The following is a 5168-nucleotide window of genomic DNA, read 5'->3' as shown; positions in this document are numbered from 1 at the left end:
CGAACGCGAGGCGGCGGCCCAAAAGGCTTTCCTCCTCGACCGCCCCCCCAGAGCCGAAAAATCGGGCCCCTGTGGCGCAGCAGATGGACCGCCAGGGCAGGGGCGAACAGGCCCACGCTTTGCGCGATGCCCTGACCGTTCGCCAGGACCGGGCCATGCTCCAGCGGATCATGGAGCAATGGCGTCAGATCAAAGGCCTGGTCCGCGAGCTGGTCCAGGCCATCGGAGAGCAGACACGACAGGCGATCGAACGGCTTACTCCCTCTCCCGCTCTGGCCGGTGGCCTGGATCGGCTGCGGACTGCCGGGGTGGAACTGGCCCGGCAAGACAGCATGGCCGACCGACTGCGGCAAGCTGGGCAAGATCTACAGCGACAAGACCAGGAGCGAGCACGGCAGGCGGCGGAACGCCAGCGGCAACAGCAGACGCGCCAGCAGGCCAGCAAGCCGAGCCGAGGACCAAAACCCGGCCGCGGCGGTCCAGACTTCGGGAGATAGGTCATGAGCGAAGAAGATCCGGTACTCATCGCCCTGCGGCAGGCCCGGGACGGTGCTAGGATCGCCGCTGAGGCCGCAAAGCCCCTAGTCCTGGTGCCTAAGGCCGTGGACAGCCTCACCCAGCGTCTAACGACCCTGGAAACGGCGGTACAGCGGGCCGTGGCAAACACCGGCGAGATTCAGGTGGCGGCAACGGCGGTACAGCAGGCATCCAATGATGCTAAGCAAGCCGCTGTAGCGGCGGCTGGAGCGGGGGAAGCCCTGGCGGGCATGGGATGGAAGCTTCGGGCGCTTCTAGCCGTCCTAATCCTCCTGGTGGGCGTCTGCCTGGGCGTGGTGTTCGGGGTGCGGCTGTTCCCGGCCTCGCTCATGGCCACGTCCCCCGGCTGCGCCATTGCTGGTGGGAAGTTCTACCCTGCCAATCCAACCAAGAACACTGTGGATGCCTGCGCCTTCGTCCGCGATTAACCGAGGGTGTAGGGTGCCTACTCCGCCGTTTCCGCCAAGATTGGCGTCAAGGCGCGCCTTTAGCGCGGGGAGAACCCAAGGGCGAGTAACGGTGGCACCTCGAACATATCAGCGGCCCGGCCGTCAAGAAGACCGTCAGAGTCATATCCAGAGGGTCCAGATTCCCAGACATATGGCGACAATTTCAATTGTATCAGGGATAAGTCGGTTGACGGAAGGGCGGAAATCGGAAACGATGAATATAAGTATCTATTTGCTTTTTTAGTTCAGAGACGCTTGTTTATAAACAGTTTAACTATGGACACAGGCGGGGCGCAATTTCGATGCGCCCCGAGATGTTTAGGACAGGGCGGTCGCTACGTTCTGGTCAACCTTCAAAATCTTCTCTCTGAGAATGCCTCTCGGGCGTATGAATTCTAAACATCCGTTTAGAATCGAAACACCATGCTCTTTGTAGCCTATTACCGGGTTTCCACAGACCGCCAGGGCCGTTCCGGCCTGGGACTCGACGCCCAGCGCGCAGCCGTCACCACCTATATCGCTGGCCGGGGCGAACTGGCGGCAGATTTCACCGAAATCGAGAGCGGCAGCAAGATCGACCGTCCGCAGCTCGCTGCGGCCCTTGAAATGGCCTCACGCAAGCGCGCGGTTCTGGTGATTGCCCGTCTGGATCGTCTGGCGCGCAACGTCGCCTTTATCGCGGGGCTGATGGATAGCAGGGTTGAATTTGTGGCGTGCGACATGCCCCACGCCTCCCGGCTCACTCTGCACATTCTGGCTGCCGTGGCCGAGCATGAACGGGAGATGATTTCTCAGAGGACGAAGGCGGCGCTTGCCGAGGCCAAGCGGCGGGGTGTTCGGCTCGGCAACCCGGACGGACGGGAGGCCCGGGTGCTGGCTGCCGTGGCCAATCGTACCGAAGCGGTCCGGCGCGCGGTCATCGTATTGCCGGTGATCGAGAGCTTGCAGGCCCAGGGGTTGGGATTGCGGGCCATCGCTCGCGAGCTGGAGCGTCGGGGGATTAAGACGGCGCGCGGCGGCCGATGGGCTGCCGCGACCGTCCGCGCCATTCTCGCCCGGCGGAGACCATGACACGAGTTGTCTAGCTTAACACATGTATGTATGTTTGAGTTTATGAACGTATATAAATTCGTATTTTCATACGCATAAAAATACGGAAAGGCACTGATGATTATCACCGTGACCAGCTACAAAGGCGGGGTGGGCAAGACCACAACCGCCGTTCATCTAGCGGCCTATTTGCAACGCTTGGCCCCTACATTGCTCGTTGATGGCGATGCCATCCGCAGCGCCACGAAGTGGGGGCAGCGCGGAGATGGAAATGGTTTGCCATTCAAGGTGGTAAGTCATGCCCAAATGGTGAGGCACATTCGCGACTATCAGCACATTGTCATCGATACGGAGGGGAACCCCTCCGACGATGATTTTAGCGACTTGGCCAGAAACTGCGATTTCCTGGTTGTTCCCGCCGTGCCCGAGAGCGTAGCGACAGATGGCCTCACTCATACCCTCGCCAAGCTCCAGGAGCTGAAGAGCGAGCGTTACAGGGTGCTGTTGACTATGGTGCCCCCAAAACCGCGAACCGAGGGCCAGGAATTGCGCGCCATGCTCACGGCGAACGGCATCCCCGTTTTTACGGCGGAGATTCCCCGCCTTGTCGCTTTCGAGAAAGCCGCCGCCGAGGGAGTGCCTGTTTATGGCATCAAGGATGAACGGGCCGTCCGCGCCTGGGAGGCTTACGAGGATGCCGGAAAGGAAATCTGTAATGGCTAAGTCGAAGTTTTCCGCCCTGGCCGATCTACGCCGACAACAAGAAGCGCCAGTCGCTCCTGATTCTCTCTTGTCCGATCTAGAGCCCGCCGGGCGGGGGCGGCCGATGGGGAAGCGCAGCAATCCCGACTATCAGCCGACGACGGTTCTTTTGCGCAAAGCCACCAAGCGAGCCGCCACGCGCAAGCTTGAGGACAGAGAGACCGGACAGGATCTTTCCGACCTGATCGAGCAGCTATTGACGAGTTGGATAGAAGGCTGAGTGTAATTTTAGATGTATGAAAATACGAACGTGTGAACTTTCGTATTTTTGAACATATGTATTTTCATACGTGCAAAAATACGACTTTCAGAGCTCCGGGATTTTGTCAACGTCGAGGCCGGGCAGGCTGTCTGTCAGTTCCTTGTAGATATTGGCGGCGCGGGTTTCCGCCTGCTTAACGGTGCCTGTGCGCCGCGCCTTGCGACCGACCTTGGACCGGTCCAGTTCATCGACCGCCGCATCAATCGACGGATCGTCTTTGCGCCAGAAACCGAGGGTGACGGCAACCACTTTTCGCCCCTCCCGGTGTTCGCGGATGCTCAGTTGGAAATGGGCGAGGTGGTCAACCTCTTCCTTTGCGGAGCCTAGAACAAAGCGTCGGATTTGTGCCCAATCACTATAGCGCCCTTCCGGCACGCCAAGCCGCGTCCGCAGCTCTGGCACGGTGAGGCGTATTGTGGGATCGCGACGGCCAGAATAAAGACATCCGAGCTGATAGAGCGTGATGGCATACTTGCCATCGAAGGCCAGCACGGCGGTGCGATTTAGAACGGCATAAACCTCTGACGCGCCGAACAGGACACGGGCACGGTGGCTAAATTCAAACTCGATCCAAGCCGAGTTACCTTCGTCTGTTTCCTCGGTGATTTCCTCGAACAAATGCGCTTTGATGATGGCGGCGCGGCCACGGGAGGACAGCCCCGGAATTTGGAACCGGATACTAATCACCTCATCCACCAGCGCACCAATGCGGTCGTTGCTTTCGTGCCCCTGCCTTAATTCACGCTTGCTTAGTCGATAGACTTTGTCCGAGAAGCCTTCAGCGGCTGCTGTTGTGACCATCAGGAGCAGGGCGCGCCGTGCCCCCAGGGACGGCGACTGGCCCGGCATGAACGGTGCGTCCACCAGCTCGCGAGGCTCGATTAATTCGCGACCGGCATGCTCCTGTGCCGACGCTCGGCCAACACGCGATATCCGGGGCTCTGGTCTGCTAGACGGCTTGCTCATGGGCGTACTCCTACAAGCCTTTTATCCTGAGCTGTACTGAAGATCAACATAGTACAGGTTCCGCCCAAAAACTCAGGATAGCCGCCCAAAAACTCAGGATAGCCGCCCAAAAACTCAGGTAACCCGCCCAAAAACTCAGGATAGAGCCTTTTTAGCATTGAAAAGATTGAGTTTTTCTAGTTGGAATCTGAATCTTAGAATCTTAGAATCTTAGACCGCAAGTTATCCACATGTGGATAAACCAACGAATCAAACGGGATCGACCATGGCAAGCAAGCCGCATGAAGGTTCGCTCCGCTCACAAACGGCACACACCGCCGTAGTCATCCGGCGCGTGTCAACGGATGTGAGACGGCTTTGGTTTGAGTTTAAGCAGCCAATTTATGTGATGTTTCCGGCGGGTTTATCCATGCGGCAGCCGGCAGTGCCGGGGCTTGAGGGGCGATCCGGACGAAGCGTTCTGGAGAGCGGGCGCATGCGGCATCCAGGACGATTTGTCGCTGATTTCGGAGGTGCTCGGCCTGTCCCGAGTGGACCTGCTGGGGTGTCAACAGGCCGATGCCGCTGTGGTGGTGGCGGTTATTGTACCAGTCGAAGAACTGGCGGCAGAAGGCGCGGGCATCCTGGATGGAGCCGAACCGGTCGGGGAATTCGGGGCGATATTTCATCGTCCGGAACTGGCTTTCGGAATAGGGATTGTCGTTGGACGTGTAGGGCCGCGAATGGGTCTTGGTGATGCCAAGATCAGCCAGCAAGTGGCCGGTGACCTTTGAGGTCATGGACGGGCCGCGATCGGCATGCAGGGTCAGACGGCCGGGTTCGATGCCATGACGGCGGCAGGTTTCGCGGATCAGTTTGCTCGCCAGGAAAGAACTTTCGCGATCGGCCAGCATCCATCCGACGACGCAGCGGCTGAAGATGTCGATGATGACGTAGAGCTGGAAATAGCTCCACTTGGCTGGCCCCTTGAGCTTGGTTATATCCCATGACCAGACCTGATTGGGGCCGGTGGCGAGCAATTCTGGTTTGGCGTAAACGGGGTGGGTCAACTGGTCGCGGCGTTCCCGGACTTCGTGGTTGGCGGCCAGAATCCGGTACATGGTGCGGATCGAGCAGAGATAGACGCCCTCGTCGAGCAGGGT

At 59.2% G+C, this 5168-nt stretch carries 6 protein-coding genes and 1 pseudogene; 5 read left to right on the top strand and 2 right to left on the bottom strand.

Features of this window, described 5'->3' with window-relative positions:
- From PHAMO_RS17275 to PHAMO_RS17255, 5 genes and pseudogenes are all read left to right on the top strand, one after another.
- Positions 1 to 497 (top strand): annotated as a pseudogene (locus PHAMO_RS17275) (MobQ family relaxase); the annotation flags it as partial.
- A 105-nt stretch (positions 498 to 602) separates the two neighbouring features.
- Positions 603 to 965, top strand: coding sequence for a hypothetical protein (locus PHAMO_RS17270; protein ID WP_155801871.1), 363 nt, complete (start codon positions 603 to 605; stop codon positions 963 to 965).
- Between the two features lie 444 nt (positions 966 to 1409).
- Entirely contained in the window at positions 1410 to 2057 is a 648-nt protein-coding gene (locus PHAMO_RS17265) for a recombinase family protein (protein WP_002731230.1), read from the top strand.
- A 96-nt stretch (positions 2058 to 2153) separates the two neighbouring features.
- On the top strand, positions 2154 to 2759 hold the full coding sequence (locus tag PHAMO_RS17260; protein ID WP_002731229.1) for a ParA family protein: 606 nt from the start codon (positions 2154 to 2156) through the stop codon (positions 2757 to 2759).
- Positions 2752 to 3018: a hypothetical protein gene (locus PHAMO_RS17255; RefSeq protein ID WP_040567785.1), complete on the top strand. Its 267-nt coding sequence runs from the start codon at positions 2752 to 2754 to the stop codon at positions 3016 to 3018. The genes PHAMO_RS17260 and PHAMO_RS17255 overlap by 8 nt, the downstream gene beginning before the upstream one ends.
- A gap of 87 nt (positions 3019 to 3105) precedes the next feature.
- Here the strand turns inward: PHAMO_RS17255 and PHAMO_RS17250 are convergent, their stop codons facing one another.
- Both PHAMO_RS17250 and PHAMO_RS17245 read right to left on the bottom strand, forming a co-directional pair.
- Positions 3106 to 3924: a replication initiation protein gene (locus tag PHAMO_RS17250; protein ID WP_162136975.1), complete on the bottom strand. Its 819-nt coding sequence runs from the start codon at positions 3922 to 3924 to the stop codon at positions 3106 to 3108.
- A gap of 470 nt (positions 3925 to 4394) precedes the next feature.
- Positions 4395 to 5168: DDE-type integrase/transposase/recombinase (locus PHAMO_RS17245; protein WP_040567784.1), on the bottom strand; the 774-nt coding region annotated here is incomplete at its 5' end.

Origin of the sequence: Magnetospirillum molischianum DSM 120, from assembly GCF_000294655.1 — a bacterium.
GTDB lineage: Bacteria > Pseudomonadota > Alphaproteobacteria > Rhodospirillales > Magnetospirillaceae > Phaeospirillum > Phaeospirillum molischianum.
Note: the sequence above shows the minus strand (reverse complement) of the source record. Positions and strands in the feature narration are given on the sequence as shown.

What these genes read in the sequence shown, in the direction of transcription:
- PHAMO_RS17255 (WP_040567785.1), top strand. Translation starts at nt 2,752, where the DNA reads ATGGCTAAGTCGAAGTTTTCCGCCCTGGCCGATCTACGCCGACAACAA.
- PHAMO_RS17260 (WP_002731229.1), top strand. Translation starts at nt 2,154, where the DNA reads ATGATTATCACCGTGACCAGCTACAAAGGCGGGGTGGGCAAGACCACA.
- PHAMO_RS17265 (WP_002731230.1), top strand. Translation starts at nt 1,410, where the DNA reads ATGCTCTTTGTAGCCTATTACCGGGTTTCCACAGACCGCCAGGGCCGT.